Source organism: Jeotgalicoccus sp. WY2 (assembly GCF_018437745.1).
Classification (GTDB): Bacteria; Bacillota; Bacilli; order Staphylococcales; family Salinicoccaceae; genus Jeotgalicoccus; species Jeotgalicoccus psychrophilus.
Window position 1 is genome coordinate 825696 of record NZ_CP049818.1, and the last position, 22756, is coordinate 848451.

General features: G+C 41.5%; 20 protein-coding genes and 8 pseudogenes. 2 read left to right on the forward strand and 26 right to left on the reverse strand.

Features of this window, described 5'->3' with window-relative positions; translation table 11 throughout:
- Positions 1 to 51 precede the first annotated feature (51 nt).
- Positions 52 to 411: a DUF6176 family protein gene (locus G4D76_RS04875; RefSeq protein ID WP_213810700.1), complete on the forward strand. Its 360-nt coding sequence runs from the start codon at positions 52 to 54 to the stop codon at positions 409 to 411.
- A 69-nt stretch (positions 412 to 480) separates the two neighbouring features.
- Here the strand turns inward: G4D76_RS04875 and G4D76_RS04880 are convergent, their stop codons facing one another.
- From G4D76_RS04880 to G4D76_RS04995, 26 genes and pseudogenes are all read right to left on the reverse strand, one after another.
- Positions 481 to 660, reverse strand: coding sequence for a hypothetical protein (locus G4D76_RS04880; protein ID WP_026858647.1), 180 nt, complete (start codon positions 658 to 660; stop codon positions 481 to 483).
- A gap of 52 nt (positions 661 to 712) precedes the next feature.
- Positions 713 to 913 carry a 6-phosphogluconolactonase gene (locus tag G4D76_RS16650; protein WP_371814586.1) on the reverse strand — a complete coding sequence of 67 codons (201 nt, stop codon included), beginning with the start codon at positions 911 to 913 and terminating at the stop codon, positions 713 to 715.
- A 34-nt stretch (positions 914 to 947) separates the two neighbouring features.
- Positions 948 to 1427 carry a glucosamine-6-phosphate deaminase gene (locus G4D76_RS04885; protein WP_371814588.1) on the reverse strand — a complete coding sequence of 160 codons (480 nt, stop codon included), beginning with the start codon at positions 1425 to 1427 and terminating at the stop codon, positions 948 to 950.
- A gap of 9 nt (positions 1428 to 1436) precedes the next feature.
- Complete coding sequence (locus tag G4D76_RS04890; RefSeq protein WP_371814654.1) at positions 1437 to 1886, reverse strand: pyroglutamyl-peptidase I; 450 nt, start codon at positions 1884 to 1886, stop codon at positions 1437 to 1439.
- Positions 1882 to 2004 (reverse strand): pyroglutamyl-peptidase I family protein, encoded by a 123-nt coding sequence (locus tag G4D76_RS15820; protein WP_256440535.1) that lies wholly within the window; start codon positions 2002 to 2004, stop codon positions 1882 to 1884. Before G4D76_RS15820 ends, G4D76_RS04890 begins: the two co-directional genes overlap by 5 nt.
- Before the next feature lie 43 nt (positions 2005 to 2047).
- Positions 2048 to 2344: a hypothetical protein gene (locus tag G4D76_RS04895; protein ID WP_213810701.1), complete on the reverse strand. Its 297-nt coding sequence runs from the start codon at positions 2342 to 2344 to the stop codon at positions 2048 to 2050.
- Between the two features lie 175 nt (positions 2345 to 2519).
- On the reverse strand, positions 2520 to 4091 hold the full coding sequence (locus tag G4D76_RS04900; protein WP_213810702.1) for a glutathione ABC transporter substrate-binding protein: 1572 nt from the start codon (positions 4089 to 4091) through the stop codon (positions 2520 to 2522).
- A gap of 101 nt (positions 4092 to 4192) precedes the next feature.
- Positions 4193 to 5445 (reverse strand): annotated as a pseudogene (gene purD / locus G4D76_RS04905) (phosphoribosylamine--glycine ligase).
- Between the two features lie 18 nt (positions 5446 to 5463).
- A complete protein-coding gene (purH, locus tag G4D76_RS04910) occupies positions 5464 to 6939 on the reverse strand; it encodes a bifunctional phosphoribosylaminoimidazolecarboxamide formyltransferase/IMP cyclohydrolase (RefSeq protein WP_213810703.1) in 1476 nt (491 codons plus the stop codon).
- Positions 6940 to 6941: 2 nt separating this feature from the next.
- Positions 6942 to 7509 (reverse strand): annotated as a pseudogene (gene purN, locus G4D76_RS16655) (phosphoribosylglycinamide formyltransferase).
- Complete coding sequence (gene purM / locus G4D76_RS04920; protein ID WP_213810704.1) at positions 7502 to 8521, reverse strand: phosphoribosylformylglycinamidine cyclo-ligase; 1020 nt, start codon at positions 8519 to 8521, stop codon at positions 7502 to 7504. Before purM ends, purN begins: the two are co-directional and overlap by 8 nt.
- A 2-nt stretch (positions 8522 to 8523) precedes the next feature.
- Entirely contained in the window at positions 8524 to 9942 is a 1419-nt protein-coding gene (purF, locus tag G4D76_RS04925; protein ID WP_115885411.1) for an amidophosphoribosyltransferase, read from the reverse strand.
- The gene (gene purL, locus G4D76_RS04930; protein WP_213810705.1) at positions 9921 to 12098 is read right to left on the reverse strand and encodes a phosphoribosylformylglycinamidine synthase subunit PurL; all 2178 of its coding nucleotides are present in this window, start codon (positions 12096 to 12098) and stop codon (positions 9921 to 9923) included. The genes purF and purL overlap by 22 nt, the downstream gene beginning before the upstream one ends.
- A 1-nt stretch (position 12099) precedes the next feature.
- Entirely contained in the window at positions 12100 to 12762 is a 663-nt protein-coding gene (gene purQ / locus G4D76_RS04935) for a phosphoribosylformylglycinamidine synthase subunit PurQ (RefSeq protein WP_115885409.1), read from the reverse strand.
- Positions 12763 to 13022: pseudogene (gene purS / locus G4D76_RS04940) on the reverse strand (phosphoribosylformylglycinamidine synthase subunit PurS).
- Positions 13023 to 13722 (reverse strand): annotated as a pseudogene (gene purC / locus G4D76_RS04945) (phosphoribosylaminoimidazolesuccinocarboxamide synthase); the annotation flags it as partial. It abuts the pseudogene before it with no gap.
- Positions 13723 to 13727: 5 nt separating this feature from the next.
- Positions 13728 to 14847 (reverse strand): annotated as a pseudogene (gene purK, locus G4D76_RS04950) (5-(carboxyamino)imidazole ribonucleotide synthase).
- Positions 14834 to 15316 carry a 5-(carboxyamino)imidazole ribonucleotide mutase gene (gene purE / locus G4D76_RS04955; protein WP_026858634.1) on the reverse strand — a complete coding sequence of 161 codons (483 nt, stop codon included), beginning with the start codon at positions 15314 to 15316 and terminating at the stop codon, positions 14834 to 14836. Before purE ends, purK begins: the two are co-directional and overlap by 14 nt.
- 87 nt (positions 15317 to 15403) lie before the next feature.
- Entirely contained in the window at positions 15404 to 16228 is an 825-nt protein-coding gene (locus G4D76_RS04960) for a putative hydro-lyase (RefSeq protein ID WP_213810706.1), read from the reverse strand.
- An 8-nt stretch (positions 16229 to 16236) separates the two neighbouring features.
- Positions 16237 to 17448 (reverse strand): NRAMP family divalent metal transporter, encoded by a 1212-nt coding sequence (locus G4D76_RS04965; RefSeq protein ID WP_213810707.1) that lies wholly within the window; start codon positions 17446 to 17448, stop codon positions 16237 to 16239.
- Positions 17449 to 17462: 14 nt separating this feature from the next.
- A pseudogene (locus tag G4D76_RS04970) lies at positions 17463 to 18226 on the reverse strand (LamB/YcsF family protein).
- Positions 18227 to 18231: 5 nt separating this feature from the next.
- Positions 18232 to 19576 (reverse strand): annotated as a pseudogene (locus tag G4D76_RS16660) (acetyl/propionyl/methylcrotonyl-CoA carboxylase subunit alpha).
- Positions 19577 to 19578: 2 nt separating this feature from the next.
- Positions 19579 to 19986 (reverse strand): acetyl-CoA carboxylase biotin carboxyl carrier protein, encoded by a 408-nt coding sequence (locus tag G4D76_RS04980; protein WP_250130208.1) that lies wholly within the window; start codon positions 19984 to 19986, stop codon positions 19579 to 19581.
- A gap of 27 nt (positions 19987 to 20013) precedes the next feature.
- Positions 20014 to 21003 (reverse strand): 5-oxoprolinase subunit C family protein, encoded by a 990-nt coding sequence (locus tag G4D76_RS04985; RefSeq protein WP_213810709.1) that lies wholly within the window; start codon positions 21001 to 21003, stop codon positions 20014 to 20016.
- Positions 20993 to 21720 (reverse strand): annotated as a pseudogene (gene pxpB / locus G4D76_RS16665) (5-oxoprolinase subunit PxpB). Before pxpB ends, G4D76_RS04985 begins: the two are co-directional and overlap by 11 nt.
- Positions 21721 to 21753: 33 nt before the next feature.
- Positions 21754 to 22176, reverse strand: coding sequence for an SRPBCC family protein (locus G4D76_RS04995; RefSeq protein ID WP_213810710.1), 423 nt, complete (start codon positions 22174 to 22176; stop codon positions 21754 to 21756).
- Positions 22177 to 22326: 150 nt separating this feature from the next.
- Here G4D76_RS04995 and G4D76_RS05000 point away from each other — a divergent pair, with 150 nt between their 5' ends.
- The gene (locus G4D76_RS05000; protein WP_213810711.1) at positions 22327 to 22755 is read left to right on the forward strand and encodes a GNAT family N-acetyltransferase; all 429 of its coding nucleotides are present in this window, start codon (positions 22327 to 22329) and stop codon (positions 22753 to 22755) included.
- Position 22756 lies beyond the last annotated feature (1 nt).

Below are 22756 nucleotides of genomic sequence, written 5' to 3' on the forward strand. Positions count from 1 at the left end.
CCATTTTAATGTTGTATCATGATGTAGACGAAAAACAAAGGAGTCCTGAATATGCAAGTAGAGTTAACACGATTTAGGGTGAAAAAAGATAAAGAACTTGTCGATCAATGGATGGAATTCCTGAATGAACATATGAACGATGCCCTTCTTACACTTGATGGCGAAAAAATGTTTGTAGAAACAATCATGAGAGACACGATGGGGAATCGAGATTATCTTTACTGGTATTCTATTCAGGCAGATGACGGTGATTCCAATTCGGAAACTGAGAAGTGCATTGATACTAAACACCTTGATTTTTTCCACAAATGTATCGATGTCACCTACCGTCCAAAAAATCTTAAAACAGAAGTTGTGATGATTCCGCAGCGAATCAAAAAGCAGATTGAAGAAGCGGCAGAAGAAGTTTAAATTATAAATAAAGCTGAAAACGCATAAAAACGGCACTGAAATCTAATTTTAGAATTCAGTGCCGTTATTTTAATTTTTATCTTTCTGTTCATCCCTTAGCGATTTTACGCTGTAAAGAATATAATAGCCTGCGAAAATTACTGCGATTACCTGCAGAAACCAGTTCACTTCCACCATCGTGTTCGCGATAATTAAAAATATTACCAGCATCGCGCCTGTATATATCATTTTCTGTTTATATTCATTCATAAAAAATACTCCTAACACATATGTATTAGAAGTATTATCTCATAATTTAAATTTATTCACCAATCGCAGCAGTATCTGCAATAATTGTAACGTCCTTGTGATTGTTTAAAACAGAAGCTGGATTGTCTTCAGTAACTTCGCCGCTTAACAGTGCGTCGAGCGCTTCTTTTTTATTTTCACCGTAAACGAGAATGACAATTTTTTCAGCTTTCATAATTGAGTTTAAGCCCATAGTAAATGCTTTAGATGGCACATCGCCAAGTTCATCAAAGAAACGTGAATTATCTTCAATAGTTTGGTGTTAAATCTACGATATGCGTTACAGAATCAAAAGGTGTACCTGGTTCGTTAAATGCAATATGACCATTGCGCCCGATACCTAATAACTGTACATCAAGACCCGACTCATCGATAGCCTCTTCATAAGCTTTAACTTCAGTTTCCGCATTTTCAGCCTTACCATTTAATAAATGGATATTCTCCTGTGGAATCGAGACATGATTAAAGAAATTCTCATGCATATAATATGAATAGCTCTGCTCGTGGTTTTTATCGAGTCCAACATATTCATCAAGGTTAAATGTAGTGATATTATTTTGATCAATATCGCTGCTGTTTAATTTTTTGACCAGTTTTTCATAAGTCCCTTCAGGTGTTGAACCTGTTGCCAGACCGATTACTGGTTTGTCATTTTCTTTAACATCAAATAAAATATCCGATGCCTTCTTGCTCATTTCCTCGTAATTGCTAACTTTTACTAAATCCATAATGTCCTCCTAATTTGACTGCAGGTTTTCAATAATAATATGAACTGCGCGGGTAATATCTTCCTGAGGCCAGCTCGGCACACGCTGTGCAATACCGATTTCATGACTCGGCGGCACATGTACAAAACCTGCCGGAATATTCAGCTGTTTCTGCTCTAAATAATACAATTCGCTGTACATTAAATTATTGCATAAGTAAGTACCAGCTGAATTTGAAATATTTACAGGAATACTCTCATTCAATAACGCTGTTTCAAGCTGCTTTAACGGTAATTTTGAAAATAAACCATCTGCGCCATTTTCATGAATCCTCTCGCCATTCGGTTTAAAACCAGTATTATCTTCACGCCCGTCAATTGTATTAATCGCAATACGTTCAAGATGAATACTTGAAATGCCGCTTGCAAGTCCTAAAGAAACAACTGCGTCAGGCTCTACAGTTTCAATATCCTGTTCAATTAATGTATTTTTCTTTAAACGCTACAGGATAAACCCTGCCGATGATTTTATAATCTCCGATTACTTTGCCTTCTAAACTTTCCACGGCAGACTGTGTCGGATTTGTTTTAAATTTCAAAAACGGTTCATAGCCAGTTAATAGTAATGTTTCATAATCCTTTTTATATTACTCTCATCAATAAAGTAATAAGTAAATAATAGTAGCATAAAACGTATAAAAAGTGTGAAATTTCTGTGTTGCATAACCATTTTTTGTAGGCAGATGACGGGGGAACGCCCTGCCCCGTCATTGTGATAACTACAGTGACGAGATTAGCACCCTGCCCCGTCATTGTGAAAACCACAATGACGAGATTAGCACCCTGCCCTGTCATTGTGATAACTACAGTGACGAGATTAGCACCCTGCCCCGTCATTGTGATAACCACAATGACGAGATTAGCACCCTGCCCCTTCATTGTGAAAACCACAATGACGAGATTAGCTTTCCCCGTCATTGTGATAACTACAGTGACGAGGTAACCGCCCTGCCTCCATATTCACTGCTTCGAATACGACGGCAGTTCCCCTTATCTTTCTACAATTAAAAACTCCGGCCATGCACTACATGGCCGGAGTTTCACTATAATTATTCTACTGTAAGTCTTTAAGGTAAGGGAAACTGCTCGGGTACTGGTAGTAACCGTCTAAGTCAGAGTTGATCCCCGTTAATAATTTCGTATGGAATACCGGAATTAACGGCTGTTCATCAATGATAATCTGCTGTGCATCTTCATACATCTGCAGACGTGTTTCCTCGTCCATTTCTACACGTGCGTTATCGAGTAATTCATCGACTTCAGGATTCGAATATCTCGTTCTGTTTCCTGGTGCACCAATGTTGTCTGAGTGGAACATCGGATATAAGCCGTAGTCCGCATCAAGTGTTACAGTTCCCCAGCCGCCCATGAACATTTCATGATCGCCGTTCGCTGTATATTCCTGGTATGCGCCGGCTTCCATCAGTGAAATTTCAAGGTCTACACCAATTTCAGACAGCACTTCCTGCATATAAGTTGCAACGTCCTGGTGTGTTCTTGAGTTCAGGACGACTTCTGCACTAAACCCTTCAGGATGGTCGCTTGCTGCCATGTATTCTTTAGCCTGCTCAAGATCATACTCAATTGGCTCAAGATCTTCACTGTAGCCGTATACTGTCGGGTTTAACGGCGTTTCTGCTTTTTCATGAATACCAACTAAAATGTTTTCGATAATCGCATTTTTATCAATTGCTGATGCGATAGCTAATCTTACATTTTCATCGTTGAATGGTTCTTTTTCTGTGTTGAATCCCAAGTACGTCATATTCGCACTTGGGCGCTGCTGTACTTCGCTGCCTTCGTTAGCATCTACTTGTGCAACGTCGTTCGGGTCCATCGGATAAATAATATCTGCGGTACCTGAAGTTAATTCTGCAATACGTGACTGGTCTTCCGGTACGGCTCTGAAGACGATTGATTCAGGCTTTGCCGCTTCTCCCCAATATTCTTCATTACGTACTAATGTGATTTGTTCACCTTCAGCAATATCTTCAAATTTAAAGAATCCCGTACCAATTGGTGTGCGGTTAACTTCAGTCAGCGGGTTGCCGCCTTCTTCCATTTGAGCGTAATCCGCATCGATAACTTCTTTACTGATCATGTGGCCACCCGGATGTGCCAAGTGAGCAGGGAGTGCTGCAAATGGTTCATTTGTATGTATTTGAACCGTATAGTCGTCAATAATTTCTACGTCAGAGATTTCCGTAAACAGGAATGACAGCGGTGATGCAACTTCTTCGTCGCGTACGCGGTCAAGGTTGGCTTTTACAACTTCTGCATTGAAGTCGCTGCCGTCATGGAATTTAATTCCTTCACGGAGTTTAAATTCCCATGAAGTATCTGAAATCTGTTCGTAGCTTTCAGCAAGACCGGGCTCTAATTCAAGGTCCTGGTTAAGTTTTACAAGTGTTTCGTAAATATTCGTCATCACATAAAGTGAATATCCGTCGTTTGCTGCATGCGGATCAAGTGAGTTCGGCAATGACATAATACTGAAGTCAATTGCTTCCCCTCCCGCTGATTCACCCTCTGAATCAGAAACTTCTTCTTCAACATTGCTGTCGCTCGTACATGCTGCGAGCATCAAAATAAATACTGTCATGAACAGCATTAATAATTTTTTCATTGTTCCTCCAATTTTTAAAATCCATATTATTATACTATGAATTAAAACATTCCGCTACACCCATTTTTTGTAATAAAAAAACAGATGAAATAATCACCTGTTTACACGCCTCGTTCTCCGATATCATTACGATAAAATAACGACTCATTATTAAATTCAATCTGCTCAGTGTTTTTGTACGCTATCTGCTTTGCTTCTTCAAGCGTACTGCCTCGTCCGGTCACGAGCATCACTCTGCCGCCGGCAGTTTCATAACGGTCATCCTGAACATGCTTAAGCCCGCTGTTGAACACAGCATCCTCAAGTTTTTGAGGAATAATAACTGACGCGCCTTTTTCATAAGCTTGAGGATAGCCGTTACTTGCTAAAATCACACCGAGCATAGAGTCACTGCTGAACTCGAGCTTATAGGGTTCTTTTTTTCTGACCGCTTCCAGTACATCGATAAAATCCGATTCAAGGAGCCCTAACAGTACCTGGGCTTCCGGGTCACCAAAGCGCGCATTAAACTCAATTGTTTTAACGCCGTCTTTAGTAATAATCGCACCGAGATACATAACACCAAAATAATCTAAGCCTTCACTAACCATTGCAGTCGCCATCGGTTTAACAATATTATTGATTGCTTCTTCTATAACATCTTCTCCGATATGCGTAACAGGCGCATATGCCCCCATGCCGCCGGTGTTTGGCCCCGTATCTCTGTCAAAAGCACGTTTATGATCCTGTGCCACAATATCGAACGGCAATGTATATTCACCGTTAACAAGCACCATTAAACTGAACTCCTCACCTTCAAGGAATTCTTCAATTACGACTGGGTTATTTTCACCTTCCGCAAACATTTCTTTAAGAGCATCAAGTGCTTCAGTTTCAGTCATTGCAACCGCAACACCTTTACCTGCAGCAAGCCCGTCTTTTTTAATTACTATCGGTGCGCCCTGTTCTTTCACGTAGTCCGATGCATCGATTAAATTCGTGAATGCCTGGTATTCAGCAGTCGGAATGCCATATTTCAACATAATATCTTTTGCAAAGGCTTTGGATGATTCTAGCTGTGCTTCCAGCTTTCTCGGACCAAATACTTTCACTCCGGCCGCTTCAAGGGCATCGGCGACACCTGCGTTAAGCGGTGCTTCCGGTCCGACAACCGCCCAGCTGATATTTTCCTGTTTTGTAAGTTCAACGATGTATTCAATATCAGAATCCTGAATACCGCTGTGCACAGCTGCATATTTTGTCATGCTGCTGTTGCCGGGTACTGCATGAATATTGTTTTTGTATGTTTTGACCGGCTCAGGATTTTAACGAGAGCATGCTCACGTCCACCGCCGCCAATTACTAATACATTCATTGGTTTCGCCCTCCAGTATTAATGTTTGAAATGACGCATTCCTGTAAATACCATTGCAATACCGTGCTCGTTGCAAAAATCAATTGATTCATTATCGCGTTTAGAACCGCCCGGCTGGATAATTGCTTTAATGCCGTACTGATGTGCATTTTCTACCGTATCCGGCATTGGGAAAAATCCGTCGCTTGCAAGGACAACATTTTCTCCAAGCTCAATCGCACGCTCTGCAGCAATTTTCAAGGCGCCGACGCGGTTCATCTGTCCTGCACCGATTCCCACAGTCTGTTTACTGTTGGCGAGTACTATCGCATTGGATTTCACGTGTTTCGATACTTCCCAAGCAAGTACCAGAGCTTTTAGCTGCTCATCATCTGGTTTTTTTTCTGTGACATATTCAAGCGAGTCTTTATCGAGTTTTCCAGTGTCGCGCGACTGCACGAGATAACCGCCAGATACGCTGACAAACTCATCCTGAACAGCTTCTTCAGTGAAATCAACTTGTAAAAGACGAATATTTTTCTTCACTGTTAAAATATTTAATGCTTCTTCTGAGAAGTGCGGAGCAATAATCACTTCTAAAAATACTTTGCTTAATTTTTCTGCCGTTGGCGCGTCCACAGTCTTATTAAGCGCAACAATGCCGCCGAATATAGACTGGTTATCAGCATCAAATGCATTTTGGAAAGCATCGCTGAGCGTATCACCTGTACCGACACCGCACGGATTCATATGCTTTACAGCAACTGCTGCCGGTAAATCAAATTTCTTCGCCAGCTGAAATGCACTGTCTGCATCTCTTAAGTTGTTATAACTGAGTTCTTTGCCGTGCAGCACATCAGCATTAAGAATCGTGTTTTTATCGTCTGAAGTTTTAACGTATTTTGCACTTTGATGCGGATTTTCACCGTAACGGAGTGTTCTTTCGCTCTGTGCAAAGAAATTTACAATTGCCTGATCATAGTCATTCGTGTGACGGAATACTTTAATCATCAGCTGTTTTCTAAAATCTTCATCAAGCGCATTATCTTTAAGACGTTCCAGTACTTCATCGTAATCAAACGGATCAACAACTGTTGTGACGTGCTTATAGTTCTTCGCCGCTGCACGAAGCATAGTCGGACCGCCGATATCGATATTTTCTACAGCATCGCTTTCAGTGACATCTGCTTTTCTGACTGTCTCTTTAAACGGATACAAGTTGACCGCAACTAAATCAATCGTTTCTATACTATTATCACGAAGGTCTTTCATATGCGCTTCATTGTCACGGTCTGCTAAGATGCCGCCGTGAACAGCCGGATGCAGTGTTTTAACACGGCCGTCCATAATTTCATTGAAATCCGTTAAATCACTCACCTGATTGACAGCGATATCCGCTTCCTGTAATGCTTTAAACGTGCCGCCGGTTGAATACAGTTCATAGCCTTGTTCAAGCAGCCCTTCAGCAAATTTTTCTATGCCTGTTTTATTTGATACGCTCAGCAATGCTTTCATAGTTAGACTCCTCCATCCAGTACTTTCTTCAGTGCGGCAGGGTATAGTTCATACTCCGCCTGATGTATTTTTTCTTCTAATGAAAGAAGCGTTTCATCTTCTTCTATTATAACTGCAGTCTGTGCAATAATTTTACCTGTATCAATGCCGGCATCGACAAAATGAACTGTCACACCGGTCACTTTTACGCCGTAATTATAAGCATCTTCGATACCATTTCTGCCTTTAAAAGACGGCAGCAGCGATGGATGAATATTAATAATTCGATTTTTATAGAAGTTAATAAATTCAGCCGATAAAATTCTCATAAAGCCTGCGAGTACAATATAATCAATATTAAAATTTGAAACTGCTTCTGTTACAGCAGTTTCAAATTTTTTTTGCTGAATATTTACTGCGGTCGATAATTATATGAGGAATATTTAATTTCTCTGCCCGCTTAACGGCATAGGCATCCGGACTGTCTGCGATTAAAATTTTAATCTCAAACCCTGCCTCAGCGCTTTTTAATGCAAGGTTCTCAAAATTCGAACCGCCGCCGGAAACGAGGACAGCTATATTTTTAACCATTAATTTTAATTCCAGCCTCAGCAGTAACCTCACCGATTACGCTGCTTGTATAATCAAAATCTTTCAGTATCTCAAGTGCTTTATCAGCTTCGTCTGCAGGGACGGCGATTATAAAACCAATCCCCATATTAAAGACGTTGTATGCTTCTTCATCTCTCACGCCGCTCTCTTCCAGCAGCCATGCAAGTACTTTAGGCACTTCAATATTTTTAACATCGAGACTGACGCCCAGATGATCCGGCAATGCTCTCGGAATATTTTCAATAAATCCGCCGCCGGTAATATGGCTCATCGCTTTAATATTGACTTTATGTTTTAATGCTTTAACTTCTTGTGCGTATATACGTGTCGGCTCAAGCAGCAAATCGAGCAGCTTATCACCGTTTAAGTCAGCTGTGACATCAATATTGTTATCCTCAATAATTTTACGGACTAAACTGTAGCCGTTTGAATGAATGCCGCTTGATGCGAGGCCAATAATTTTATCGCCTGCTTCAACAGATGAGCCGTCAATATATTCATGTTTCTCAACTGCACCAACAGCAAATCCCGCAATATCGTATTCGCCTTCGCCATACATTTCACCCATCTCGGCAGTTTCTCCGCCGATTAGTGCACATTCGGACTGAACGCATCCTTCAGAAACACCTTTAACAATTTCACCGATATGTTCAGGGACTACTTTGTTCACAGCTATATAATCAAGGAAGTATAACGGTTCTGCACCAGTTGTAATAATGTCATTTACACACATTGCAACAGCATCGATGCCGATTGTATCGTGACGGTTATAATCAATTGCAAGCTTCAGTTTCGTACCGACACCGTCAGTACCTGACACGAGCACAGGCGCTGTCATATTTAGCTGTGACAGATCAAATGCTGCACCAAATCCTCCAAGACCTCCGATTACTTCCGGACGCATCGTACGTTTTACATGCCCTTTCATCTGTTCGACCGCTTCATATCCGGCATTAATATCGACACCGGCTTTTTTATATTGTTCAGACATCGTTATACTCCTTTCGTTTTCGCATCTTTTTCCTGCGGTAGCAAGCCATCAGTATTTTCAATCGGATAATTCCCTGTAAAGCACGCATCACACTGTCCGCGTGAACCGTATTTTTCATATACTTCATGCATTTTTTCTACGGATAAATAAGTTAATGAATCTGCACCAATTTCTTCCCGCACCTCTTCAGTTGATTTCGATGAGGCAATAATTTCCGCATGCGTCGATACATCGATACCGTAATAGCATGGATTTTTAAGTGGCGGTGATGACACCCCCATATGCACTTCTTTAGCACCCGCTTTTTTCAAAGCTTTGACGATAAATTTACTCGTCGTCCCCCGCACAATGGAATCGTCGATAACAATGACGCTCTTACCTTCAACGATATCTCTGACCGGAGACAGTTTCATCCGGACTGCACGTTCACGCGCTTCCTGTCCCGAGGCGATAAATGTTCTTCCGACATAACGGTTTTTTAACAACCCCTGTTCGCCGGGAATTCCTGATTCATCGCTGAACCCTTTAGCCGCAGCGAGACTTGAATCCGGCACGCCGATAACCATATCTGCTTTAATATCCATTTCTTTAGCCAGTTCTTCACCGAGCGCTTTACGAATTGTGTATGTTGACGTGCCGCGGAACTCTGAATCTGCACGTGCAAAATAAATGTATTCCATAGAGCACATATTCGGGTTTTCGAAATCTGTATAACGATCAAAATCAATACCCTCGTCGCTTATTGTAATGAGTTCCCCCGGTTCAATATCACGGATGTACTCTGCACCAATTGCGGTAAAGGCGCACGTTTCGCTGGCTACGCAGTATGCACCGTCTAGCGAACCGAGCATCAAGGGGCGGACACCGTGATCATCAAGCGCTACGGTCAATGCATCTTCGTGCAAAATTACAAAGGCGAACGCGCCTTTAAGCTGTTGAAGTGTTGTTTTAATTCTTGCCTTTCTCGTCGGTCCTTTTGCACGTCTTAGCAGATGTGCAAAAACTTCCGAGTCGGATGTCGTCTGGAAAATCGCACCGTCATCTTCTAATGCACGTCTAATTTGCAATGCATTTACCAGGTTTCCATTATGTGCCAGTCCTAAATCTCCTGTATGACTTTTAAATAAAAATGGCTGCACGTTAGATAATTCACTGCCGCCAGTCGTTGCATATCTTACGTGACCAATTGCCTGCCAAAAAGGATTCAGTGATTCCAGCTGTGTTTTGGTTAGTGCTTCATTTAAAAGCCCTATCCCCCGGGCTCCGAATAAATATTCACCATTTGATGCTACAATTCCAGCCCCTTCCTGTCCCCGGTGCTGTAAACTGTGAAGCGCCATATATGTCAGTTTACTTGCTTCGCTGTGCCCCCAAATTGCAAACACACCGCATTCTTCATTCAATCCACGTAATTCATACATGACGGGATTGCCCCTTCCCAATGCGCTTTAATTTCAATTAACGATTGTATCAGCTCAAAGTCTTTTGTCTTCACGCTGAATTTATCACCAGATAATTTTCCAATTTCTACAGCATCTTCTATATCCATGCCGCTCTCTGCAACAACTAGGTAATTAGATGCACCTTCAGAGAAAAGCAGATCTTTGCGGACATCTACGTTTACATCAATACCAAGGTTGAAATAACCAGCAAGCTGAGCAAGTTTAGTAATTAATCCGCCGCGTCCAAGTGGTGAAATTTTATTAATTTCACCGTTAACTAATTTCCTCTGTAAACTGATTCCACGCTTATATTCAAGTTCCAAATCAATATTACGAACTGTTTTGCGTATTCTATTTTCCAATATTTTTTCAATTTGACTGCCGGAAAATGATGGTGTTAATTCACCCACAAGATACAGTGCATCGCCTTCACTTACTTTAGAGCTTTTCATAAAGTTTACATCATCTATTAAACCTACCATCCCAACTACTGGTGTTGGCAGTATTGATCCTTCTCTATTTTCGTTATATAAACTGACATTCCCCGACACTACTGGTGTTGATAACGCTAAGCATGCTTCCGCCATACCTTTAGTTGATTCGCTCAACTGATTATATATAATTGGATTTTCCGGGGAACCGTAATTTAAACAATCAGTCATTGCCAGCGGTGTTGCGCCTGTTGCAATAATACTTCGGAATGTTTGAGCAACTACCTCTTTCCCACCATTATAAGGATCTGCATAGACGTATCGGCTCTTGCCGTCGATTGCCATCGATATTGCTTTATCAGTACCTTCTACCCGGGTTACTCCTGAACCGAAACCTGATTCTTTTACAGTATTCGCACCTACCTGGCTGTCATACTGATCAAAGATAAATGACTTATCGCCGTGCGTTGGATGACTGATTAACTGTATAAAAACATTTTCCAGATCTTCATTTGAATAATCTTCGCGCGCTTCATCCTTGTCAGCTTCTTGTCCTTCTAAAATGTACTCTGGTGCTTCTTCTGATAAAGGCATCACAGGAATATCTGCATACAGCTCATTTTCAAAATAAAGCAGCAAACGGTCATTATCAGTTACTTCGCCAATAACAGCAGAATCTAGTTCTTTAGCATCGAATAGTTCCAGGAACTTATCTTCAGATCCATTTTCAACAACGAGCAGCATTCTTTCCTGAGTTTCAGATAACATCATTTCATATGGTGAAATACCTTCTTCACGCACAGGAACCTTGTCAAGATACAGCGTCATACCGGAGTTTCCTTTAGCTGCCATTTCAGAACTTGACGATGTTAAACCGGCAGCTCCCATATCCTGAATACCTACAAGTTCCGGCATGTCTATCGCTTCAAGAGTCGCTTCCATTAATTTTTTACCTGTGAATGGATCACCAATTTGCACAGATGGCCGTTTAGCATCTGATTCTTCACTTAGTTCTTCAGATGCAAACGTGGCACCGTGGATACCGTCACGTCCGGTCTTCAGTCCCACATAAATTACTTTATTACCGGTACCTTTAGCAGTTCCTTTTTGAATCTTATCATGCTCGATAATTCCAACACACATTGCATTTACTAATGGATTTCCGTCATATGATGAATCGAATTCAACTTCCCCTGAAACTGTTGGTATACCGATACAATTACCGTAACCGCCAATCCCGCTTACAACACCGCGTAATAATCTTCGATTGTTGGCAGTTGTAAGTTCACCAAAACGAAGTGAATTTAACAAGCCGATTGGGCGTGCCCCGATTGATACTATATCGCGAATAATTCCGCCTACTCCCGTCGCTGCACCTTGATAAGGTTCTACTGCCGAAGGGTGGTTATGTGATTCTACTTTAAAGACAACAGCTTGATTATCTCCAATGTCAACAACCCCAGCCCCTTCGCCGGGCCCCATTAAAACATGCTCGCCAGTTGTCGGGAATTGTTTTAAAAATGTTTTAGAATGTTTATATGAACAGTGTTCACTCCACATTACTGAAAATATACCCAGTTCAGTATAGTTAGGCTCTCTTGATAAAATTTCGATAACTTTTTGATACTCAGTATCCGTCAAACCCATTTCCTTATATAATTTCTGTTCTTTTATGTCCTGTGCCGTAGGCTCAATGAATCTCATTTTATTTGTCCCCCCACTTAGCGATACTATCAAAAATTCTATAACCATCTTCACTGCCTAATAAAGTTTCTAATGCACGTTCAGGGTGCGGCATCATACCACAAACATTGCCGGCTTCATTAACAATTCCTGCAATATCATTTCTGGAACCGTTTGGATTATTATTATAAGTTAAAACAATTTGATTATTTTTCACTAATATTTCATATGTCTCATCAGAACAATAGTAATGTCCTTCACCATGTGCAATAGGGAAAATCACATTTTCATTATGTTCATACTGGTCTGTAAACGCTGTTTGATTGTTGACAATCTTTAAAGACTCATTGCGGGAAATGAATGTATGACTGTCATTATGTATGAGTGCTCCCGGCAGCAAACCAATTTCAGTTAAAATTTGAAATCCATTGCAAATACCCAGGACCGGTCTGCCTTCGTCAGCCAATTTTTTTATTGCAGCCGTAACTGGTGCAACACTCGCCATAGCTCCGGAGCGCAAGTAATCTCCAAATGAAAAGCCACCCGGAATCAGAACACCGTCATAATTATCCAAAGAGGTTTCGCGATAATCCACATAGTCCGCTTCTGCACCACTTTTAATCGCTGCATTGTATAGATCACGGTCACAGTTTGACCCTGGAAAACGAATAACTGCAAACTTCATTTAAAATGTCTCCCTATCTAAAATTTTATATTCGTAAGTTTCAATTACTGTATTTGTAAACAATCTCTCAGCAAGCTGTTTGACAATATTCTCAATCTTGTCATTATCATTCTCTGCAATATCGAAATACAATACTTTACCTACTCTAATATTAGATACTTCATTGTGTCCAAGTTCTGCTACCGCCCTGTCCAATGCTTCTCCCTGAGTATCTAAAACCTTTCCTTCCTGCATGTTACGATTAATTCAATTTTCTTCATCTTAAATTCCCTCCAGCTTATTATAAATTTATTATACGTATCAATTAGTGACCCTGTATCGTTACGATAAACGTCTTTATCAAAGTTTTCATTGGTATCTTTGTCCCACAAGCGGCAAGTGTCAGGCGAAATTTCATCAGCAAGCAGTATATTGCCTTCGACATCTCTACCAAATTCAATTTTAAAATCAACAAGTGTCAAATTCATCTTATTCATAATTCCTGTAAGGACTTCGTTAACTGCGAGTGCTTTTTCTTTCAGCTCTGCAACATTGGAATCAGTGCCATGACCGAGAAGCTTAATATGATCCTCAGTTACAATGGGATCGTTTAGCGAGTCTTCCTTTAAGTAAAACTCGACTAACGGTGTTTCAAACACTTCCCCCTCCGTGACACCTAAACGTTTTACAATATTTCCTGCCGCAGTATTTCTGACAACGACTTCAAGCGGAATGATATCGACTCTTTTACAAGCTGACTCGCTTCCCCGGTCTTTGCTATAAAGTGGGAAGGGATGCCAAAAGCATGGAGTCTTTCAAAAAGAGCAGCTGAAATAATATTGTTAAATGCCCTTTACCTGGAATAAAGTCATGCTTTTCTCCGTTACCCGCAGTAACTTCATCTTTGTATTCAATAGAAAGTACATTTTTATCATCAGTTTCGTATACACTTTTCGCCTTGCCCTCGTATAATAAAGTCATTCTTCTCACTCCTTCTCAAAGCTTGTTTTTAAACGCACTAACTCCGCTTCTACATCATCGGTTAAAACTGTTACATGTCCCATTTTTCTTGCCGGTTTACGGTCTGATTTGCCGTACAAATGAACATTCCATTCGGAATAATCAAACAATTCAAGGTCCAGTCGGTCTAAATCTTCTCCGAGCAAGTTCATCATGATTGCATCTTTGTGCTGATAAACTTCCGGCAATGGCTGGTCTGTCACGCTTAGTATATGTGCATCAAATTGGCTGATGTTACATGCCTCAATTGTGTAATGTGCTGAATTATGAGGACGCGGAGCAATTTCATTTACGTACAGTTCCCCGTCCTGATCTATAAAGAATTCGATTGTAAATACGCCGACGAAGAGCATCTCTTTCATAATTTCATCAGCTTCAGCTTTCGCCTTTTCAAAAATCGACTCTAGCCGGTGCAATTGTCCGGTATAAAACCTGATTGCGGTGAAGGTTTTCCTGCAGCGGGAAATAAATTATCTCTCCACTTGCACTCCGTGCTGCAGTCAATGATACTTCTCTCGATAAATCTATATATTTTTCAACGATAAATGCTGTATCTTCAAATGGTATATTTTCATTTAATAGTTCCTGTTCTGAACTGATATAATACTGGCCTTTGCCATCGTAGCCGCCTGTTGTCGTCTTCACAATTAACGGATATGAATGTATTTCAGCAAATGCTTTGACATCTGCTTCAGATGAAATATTTTCAAATGGCACTATACTCGCACCCGACTCTTTAATTGCATTTTTCTCAGTCGTGCGGTTTTGCAAAGTAAGTACTGTTTCTGCACCCTGAGGCACGTAATAGTCAGAGACGAGTTTTCTTAAAATATGTGCATCAATATTTTCAAATTCGTATGTGACAACGTCTGACATGTCACTTAATTTAATCAATGCTTCTTCATCGCTGAAATCAGCGTGGATAAAAGTATGGCATACAGAACGTGCCGGAGCATCTGCTGACGGATCGAGCACTGCAACTTTGTAACCCATGCGCTGGGCACTTTGTGCGAGCATTTTTCCAAGCTGTCCGCCGCCGATAATACCAATTACAGCTGCCGGATATAATCGTCTACTTAAGGTCATTTTGCATATCCTCAACTTTCTTTTCGAGACTTTTCGTGTATTCTTCCAGTTTAGCGAACACTTCAGAGTCCGATATACCAATCATTCTTGCCGCCATCAGCCCTGCATTTTTAGCGCCCGGGACACCGATCGCCTGCGTAGCCACTGGAATTCCTCCCGGCATTTGTACGATGGACAATAACGAATCCATACCTTTTAACGATTTTGACTCTATCGGTACACCGATTACAGGTGCGTGTGTTAATGAAGCAATCATGCCGGGCAGATGCGCTGCACCGCCGGCTCCGGCAATAATAATATTGATGCCGGCTGCTGTCGCATTTTTTGCATATTCAACCATCATTTCTGGTGTGCGGTGTGCACTGACTACTTTCGTTTCATAGCTGATTCCGAAAAAATCCAGCATTTCAGCACTGTGTTTCATCGTTTCCCAGTCTGACGAGCTGCCCATAATAATACCCACTGTCATCTTTTATGCACTCCCATTTGACGAACATTATTTATAATATTAATTATAATGTGCGTATATTAAATGTCAATACTTAAATATTTATGATTATCGTCCGTTTTTGACCCGCATTATACTTAAATACAAAAAACCGGGCAGCTGCCCGGTTTCAGTTTTATATTCCTCATTATTAATATCAGTAATAAACATATGTCCCGGAGCATGGCTGATTAAAATTTCGGGTTTTGCATTCAGCACGACATTTTGAGGTGTCACACCGCATGCCCAAAACACCGGCACTTCATCCGGAGCAATGTCGATTCTCTCACCATAATCAGGTTCGTCGATATTTTTTATACCAATCTTTTCGGGACTTCCGACATGCACAGGTCCGCCGTGCATGTTCGGAAATTCATTTGTAATACTGACTACCTGATCGACAAGTTCCTTCTTGAATGGACGCATTGACACGACCGTCTCTCCTGAAAAAATTCCTGCAGGTACAGTTTCAATGTTCGTTTTATACATCGCAACGTTGCGCCCTTCATCAATATGTTTAATGTTAATGCCGGCATCTAGAATTGCCTGCTCAAATGTAAAACTGCAGCCGATTAAAAATGTAACAAAATCATCACGCCAGTAATCTTTAATATCGCTGACTGTTTCAGTCAGCTCGCCGTTTTTATAAATATTGTAAAGAGGAATATCCGTTCGAATATCTGAGTTTTTCGCATATTTACTAATAAACTCACCCGCCTCCAGTACTTCAATAATCGGCACCGGCTTATTATTACGCATCGCAAATAACAAAAAATCAAAAGCATATTCTTTTGGCAAAATTGCTAAGTTCGCTTGTACTTTATCCCCCGAGATGCCGGAAGTCGGTCCGGTATGCTCACCAGTTCTGATAGCCATTCTAATATTTTCAGTCATTTAATCACCTACCCATTCCATAATGCTGCAAGACCCTGCAGTGACATAAATCCTGCAATTAATGTAACGATTACTGCGATAACACCGAATACTATCATCCATGTCGGATGGTGGTAATTTCCAACGACGCTCTTCTTACGTGAAGCAAGAAGTATTGCACCGAGCGTAATCGGTAAAATCAGTCCGTTGAATGAACCTGCCAGAATAAGCAGTGTCACCGGACGTCCGACAAATAAGAAAATCAATGTCGATGTCGCAATAAAGACGACGATGACGATATTGTTATAACGGTCAAACACCGTATTAAATGAACGCATAAAGCTCGCACTTGTGTATGCTGCACCGATTACAGAAGATAATGCAGCTGCAAGCAGCACAATACCAAATATTTTCATGCCGATATCACCAAGTGCAAATTGGAATACAGATGCCGGCGGATTTTCTTCTGATAATACCGCACCTTGTGTCAGCACGCCGAGTACTGCCATGAACAGCAGCACACGCATAACACCTGTCGTTAAAATTCCCCAGTTGGCTGCATGGCTGACAAAACGCAGATTCTTCTCACCCGTCATACCCGCTTCGATTAAACGGTGGGCACCGGCGAAAGTAATGTAACCGCCGACAGTTCCCCCGACTAGTGTAATAATCGGCAGAAGCATCGCTATCGGATCTTCCGGCATAATCGCTCTTTTCGCTGCTTCAGCAACTGGCGGCTCTGAAATAATCATTACATAAGCAACGATACCAATCATCAGTACACCAAGTACCTGCGTCACGATATCCATAACGGCACGGCCGTTTTTAATTAAGAATATAATAATTGCGAAGATGCCTGTAATTGCGGCACCAACCCTTACATCCCAGCCGAAAATCGCATTAAAACCAAGTCCCGCACCGGCGACGTTACCGATGTTAAATGCAAAGCCGCCGATGACGATAAGTACTGCAACCAGTGAACCGAGTCCCGGAAACACTTCGTTCGCTACATCCTGTCCGCGTTTCCCGCTGACTGACAGGACGCGCCATATATTAAGCTGTGCACCGATATCGATAACGATAGAAGCTAAAATTGCAAAGGCGAAACTCGCCATAAACTGCTGTGTAAATACTGTTGTCTGTGTTAAAAATGCAGGTCCGATTGACGATGTTGCCATCAGGAACACTGCACCGAACAGCAGCCTGCGCTGTGCGGCTGTAATTTTCGGTTTATTCTCCATAAGTGCACCCCTTCTTATAACGTTTCGATAGAAATCCCTTTTTCTTCAAGCTGCCGTCTGATTTCTTTAAAAATTCCAATGCTTTTTCCCCATCACCGTGAACACATATGCTGTCTGCTTGAATCTCCACATCTTTACCGTTTACACTCTCTACTTTACCATCGGTAATCATACGGACAACCCGCTCTGTCGCAAGGCTGCTGTCGGTAATCATTGCACCGTTTTTACTGCGTGATACAAGTGTGCCATCATCTTCATAGGCACGGTCTGCGAACACTTCATTAATCACGTCAAGACCGGCAGCTTTCCCCGCTTGAACTAAATTGTTATTCGCAAGTCCCATCAGTTTTAACTTCGGATTAAAATCTTTAACCGCCTGTGCGATAACACGCGCTAAATTTTCATCTTTAAATGTTGCATTGTAAAGTGCACCATGCGGTTTCACATGGTTAAGTTCAAGGCCGTATGTACGGGCAATACCGTCAAGTGCAGACAGCTGATAAAGCATAATAGCGTGGACTTCATCATCAGACAGCTCCATATAACGGCGCCCGAAGCCCATTAAATCCGGAAATCCCGGATGTGCACCAAGCCCTGTTGAACCTGACTCTTTAATGCGTTTAACTGTTTCAATCATAACGACGGGGTCGCTTGCGTGAAATCCGCATGCTACGTTTGCCGAGGAAATCAGCGGAATAATTTCAGCGTCGCTGCCTACTTTATAATTACCGTAACTCTCTCCGAGGTCAGCATTTAAATCAATCGTTAATTTACTCAATTAAATCATCCTTTACTCAATATATTTTCTGTATGAATAAACTTAATATCGTAATCATTTTCTAAAACTTTCGGATGTCCCGCAAGGTAATACTGAAAATCTAAATTCGTCTTAATCGGTTCGATCACAGTTTCACCTAAGACAAGCTTCAGTTTGAATAGTGCATCTTTACGGTTGTCAGCTTTAACGATAATTTTAGCAATCATCGAGTCGTAATAAGGCGGAATGGCATAACCGTTGTAAATATGCGTGTCCACACGGACATTTCTTCCTAGACCGAAATGTAATTTATCAATTTTACCAGGAGACGGCATAAAACGATTATCCGGATCTTCCGCATTAATGCGCGCTTCAATTGCATGGCCTGAAAGTTTTACTTGATCCTGTGTAATACCGATATCATTATTAAATGCCACGTTAATCTGTGCTCTGATAATATCGATGCCGGTCACTTCTTCTGACACTGTTCAACCTGCACACGTGTATTCATCTCGATAAAATAAAATCTTTTTTCCGCTGCGACATATAAGTTTCAATCGTTCCCGCACCGCGGTAATTTAGCTTGGCAATCGCCTGACGGGTCGTTTCTGTAATATCATCACGTTCTGACTCACTGAGAATTGTCGCCGGTGCCTCTTCAAGCAATTTCTGGTTGTTTCTTTGAATTGAGCAGTCCCGTTCAAATAAATGAATAGCGCCCCCCTTGCCGTCACCGATAACCTGGATTTCAATATGACGCGCTTTCGGGATGTATTTTTCGATGTACAGACGATCATCATTAAAGGAGCTTTTCGCTTCTTTTTCTTCATCATATAATTTATCAACATCTTCATCGCTGTGTGCAAAACGCATTCCTTTACCTCCGCCGCCTGATACGGCTTTAATGACGATTGGATAAGTAATTGTTTCAGCAAGTTTTTTCACTTCATCTTTTGACTTCACAATGCCGTTACTGCCAGGAATAACTGGTACGCCTGATTTTTCCATCGTCTGGCGCGCCATGGACTTGTCGCCCATCTTTTCCATAGTTTCAGGCGCCGGTCCGATGAATATCATGCCGAGTTCTTCGGTGCGCTTAGCAAATTCAGGTGTTTCCGATAAAAATCCGTAGCCTGGATGAACCGCATCTGCTTTAGCCATTAATGCAGCCTGCAGAAGATTATCAATATTTAAATAGCTGTCGGCACTTTTCGGTCCGCCGATGCAGTAAGCCTCATCCGCCAGTGCAACATGAAGGCTATCCTTGTCGCCGCTCGAGTAAACCGCAACGCTGGCAATATCCATCTCTTTTAACGTGCGGATAATTCTGACAGCAATTTCACCGCGGTTCGCAATTAAAACTTTCTTCATTGTTACGCCTCCTCTGGACGTACACGTATCAAGACGCCGCCAAATTCCACAGCATCTCCATTTGCTACTGTAATTTCTTCAACTACGCCTGCCACGTCACTTTTCACATCATTGAACACCTTCATTGCTTCGATAAAACCGATCTGATCGCCCTTTTCGATTTTATCTCCTACTGAAACGAATGTCTCTTCGCTGTTTTCATCTTTCTGATTATAAAAAGTACCGATTTGTCCTGCTGTTATTTCCACCAGCCCTGAAGATACTGCATTCTGTACAGCCGGCGAAACCGCGTCGCCCTGCTGTAGAGATTCCGCTGAAACTGCTGATCCTTTCTGTTCAATATGAATATGCGTGTCATCATCCGAGATGCTGAGCACTGCCAAATCTTCTTCTTTTAATAACTTAACCAATTTTTTTATCTCTTAAAATTCATCGTCTTATCCCTCCATTAATTGCGCAATACTTAATGCATCCCGTCGTCTTGCATGTCCAAATTTCACCGATGTCTCAATATAAGTGCCGTCTGTTAAAGCTGTCAGACTGTCTTTATACAGCCTTGCAGCTTCTTCAACACTTATTTCTTTAAATGTCACTGTCTCACCCGGTTTTTTCTGGGCAATTTTAGGCAGGTCGACTTTCGCGACAGTACCGATTTTTTTATAACCACCTGCAGTCTGTCTGTCTGCAAGCAGAATAATCGGCTGTCCATTTTTAGGCACCTGAATACTTCCGAACTGCGTCGGTTCACTTAGAATATCATTATCATCCGCTGCTTCAACCGCCACACCGTCAAGACGGCAGCCCATCCGGTCACTGTCTTTCGTTACAGTATATTCACTTGTTGTGAATAACTTCTTATTATCATCATCAAATCTGTCATGCTGCTGGCCCGGAATAAAACGTATTTCATTGCCTTCGGCCAGTTCTTTAGTTGTTTTTCTAAAATGATGCTCGACCGTTTTTTCTTTAACCGGTAAAATATCTCCGGCTTTAAGTAATCTTCCTTTAAAGCCGCCCATATTGCTTCTTGTATGTGTGGCATAACTCCCCAGTTCTTTTTGCAGATCCAGTCCGCCGCTGAAAGCGGCATATGTACGGGCACCTTTTGCAGCACTGCCCAATTTCACGATATCACCTTTAACAAGGTCTACAGCAGCCCCGGTATCAAATGGCTGATCATTGATTGTCAGTTCCATATCCGCACCCGAGATCGCCATACTCGTACTGTGCAGCACTTCAAAAGTCACACCGTATAATGTCATTTCGAGCACAGCACAGTCAAAGTCGTTGCCGAGCAGTGCATTTGCAAGGTAATAGCTTTCATAATCCATTGCGCCTGCAGGTGTGAACCCGTAAGATTCATAGCCGTAACGGCCGGAGTCCTGCACCGTTGTAAACAATCCTGGATTTATTATCTTAAGCGCCATTTGCTTCACCTCTGTATTCAGTCTCAACTGTATATTCACCTTTACCGTATGCTTCTTTTATCCGGTCATATTCTGCTTCATCAATTACCGTATAAATAATTCTGTCGCCGGCTTCATACAGAATCGCATCTTCCCGGCTGCTGTCATACAATGGCACGGGTGTTCTGCCAAGAAGATTCCAGCCGCCCGGAGAATCAAATGGATACATGCCGGTCTGCTGTCCGCCGATACCGACAGAACCCGCCGGAATATTAGTTCGCGGCGACTCCAGTCTCGCTTTAAACAGTTTCTCATTAAGTCCTCCGAGAAACGGAAAACCAGGCATAAATCCGAGCAATAAACAAGATACTCTGTGTCGCTGTGCATATTGATTACTTCTTCTGGTGTTAAGCCGTTTTCTTTAAAACGTTCGATATCCGGACCAAACTCCCCGCCGTAGCAGACCGGTATTTTAACGACTTTATATGCATATTCCATATCTTTTAGTTCAGCTAAATCCAGCGTTTTTAAAGCTGCTGTTATTTTATTTGAATCTGCTTTAAGCACATCAAAATAAATAATCAGACTCGTATAAGATAAAACGATATCAGTAATACCTTCTAATTCCAGCTCAGTGACAGCCGCTTTCAGCTGCACGAGCTGTCTGTTAATTTTTTCATCAACTTTGCTGCCCAAATTAATCGTCAGCGCATCTTCTGCGTACTGTTTTACTTCCATTCCTGATCTCCTCCCGTTTAATGCATAGAGATGTTAGTTACCCTCAAGTCTCTTCATATCTTCGTTAAACTGTTTTTTAACCGCAGGTATTTTAAGTGCATAGAGTGCAAAACTCACCGCTGAATCAGTAAGAAGTTTTACCGATATTGTCACTTCAGAACGATCTTCTACCGGAACGATATTGAACATCGTTACTAATGTTCCCGCCGGAATTTCTAACTCCATCTCGATCCTTCTATCCGCTCTGTACTGGACGATTTCAGCTTCAACAGCATCACCATTGTATTGAAGTATTCCTCTCGTCCCCGCTTCCCTCGAGTTTTGAGTATTGTTTACGTACTCGATATCCGTTAATTTTGCTATAGTATTTAATAGCTCATCATTATTAATCGTATTGAATACCGCCTCCGGCGACATATTTATTTCATGATGATAAAAATATAATTGAAGCTCCATTAACAACACCCTGTTTCTAAAGTATTTTATTTACATTTCACTTTTCTTTGAAACCGTATACAGTTATGATTATAAACAACTAGACGACATCTTTCAATATCTGAAAATTCTTGATATAATTAGTTACTTACATTAATTACGGGGTGAATCATGGTCACTATTACAGCTCGGAAAAACATGTCACAGGACGATGTCTTCGAACTCTACACTTCCGGAGACACTGAACTTTATACTGATTACGATCAGCTTTACAGCAGCATTTTAAATTCTGATTACTGCATCAGTGTAATCGATGATGATCAGCTGATCGGTCTTATCCGCTCCAGCGGCGACGGAAATTATAACCAGTATATTGCTGAGATTGTGATGCATGCAGGTTATCCAACGCACGGCATCGGTTCAAAGCTGCTCGATGCATATTTAACAGCAGCAGCAGATGTCCGTAAAATTTACATACTCTCACATGAACATTACCGCACTTCTTTTTCGAGAACATGGCTGCAGTACAAAGGCTTTAAACTCATCGCAGAAAACGACAATATTATATTGTATCTGCTCGATCGGGAAATTAAATATTAGC